At 50.1% G+C, this 1,148-nt stretch carries 2 protein-coding genes; both read right to left on the reverse strand.

Annotation, left to right across the window (positions count from 1 at the left end):
- Window positions 1-219: ATP-binding cassette domain-containing protein (locus R7Q47_RS25775; protein WP_318090200.1), on the reverse strand; the 219-nt coding region annotated here is incomplete at its 3' end.
- On the reverse strand, window positions 209-1,066 hold the full coding sequence (thiD, locus tag R7Q47_RS25780; protein ID WP_140056663.1) for a bifunctional hydroxymethylpyrimidine kinase/phosphomethylpyrimidine kinase: 858 nt from the start codon (window positions 1,064-1,066) through the stop codon (window positions 209-211). The genes R7Q47_RS25775 and thiD, both read right to left, overlap by 11 nt.
- Window positions 1,067-1,148: the final 82 nt, after the last annotated feature.

Genomic DNA, 1,148 nt, shown 5'->3' on the forward strand with positions numbered 1-1,148 from the left:
ATCGGTTGTGATGAGTTCGCCATGCCAGTCAACTTGGTCATCCAGTAGGCCAGCTAAGTAACGCAATATCGTGGTTTTTCCGCAGCCACTTCGCCCGAGTAATACCGTCCATTGACCGATAGGAATGACCATGTTCACTTTCGCTAAAGTCGGTGTTTGGCTGTCTTTGTATTGCAAACTGGCGTCGGAAAGCTGAATGCCAATCGCGTTAGCGAACATAGGTATGACCCGCAAAGAAGTGATGTACTGGTCCGTGACCTTTCCCCACTTCCAACTCATCCGCATGAGCGATTGCTTGGCTGATGTACTGTTTTCCTAAATGCACGGCTTTGTGCAGGTTGTTGCCTTGACCAAGGTAAGACGCAATAGCGGAAGACAGTGTACAGCCCGTACCGTGGGTATTTGGGGTCGGAAAACGCTTGGCGCTGATTAACTCGGCACTGTTTTGCATGATCAGCAGATCGTTGCTGTTTTCATCTTCTTCAAGGTGACCGCCTTTGAGCAGAATGGCTTTGGCACCAAGCGCACGAAGGTCGTCAATCATGTCACTCATTTCTGCCTCAGATTGAGGTACAGGCTTACCTGTCAGTGCTGCACCCTCTGGCAGGTTAGGAGTGATGATGTCTGCCAGAGGAATTAGTTCTTCTTTTAATGTGCTGATTGCTGATTGCTCAAGTAGCAAATCGCCGCTGGTGGCGACCATGACGGGATCTATCACAAGATGTTTAGGCTGGTACTGTCTGATCTTGCTGGCCACCACTTTGATGATGTTCGAATCCGCCAGCATGCCGACTTTTACCGCCACAATATTGAGATCGGTAAACACCGCATCGAGTTGGCTTTCAACGTGATCAAGTGGGATAGGGAAAATGGCAGAAACGCCTTGTGTGTTTTGCGAAGTGATGGCGGTAATTACCGAGCATGCAAAACTGCCTGTTGCCGACATCGCTTTGATGTCTGCTTGAATACCTGCGCCGCCGCCACTGTCGGAGCCTGCGATGGTCAATACGATAGGGGTAGGTAAGGCTGGCGTCTGATGTGAATAAGGCTGTGATTGCTGCGTCATGGTCGCTCCTACTACAAGACGTATAGGAACTGACTTTGACCGCTGTGGGCAGATCGATTGTTCGATCGTCTCACTCGCCAAA

The organism is Vibrio sp. Vb0349 (assembly GCF_033338975.1).

What these genes read in the sequence shown, in the direction of transcription:
- thiD (WP_140056663.1), bottom strand. Translation starts at nt 1,066, where the DNA reads ATGACGCAGCAATCACAGCCTTATTCACATCAGACGCCAGCCTTACCT.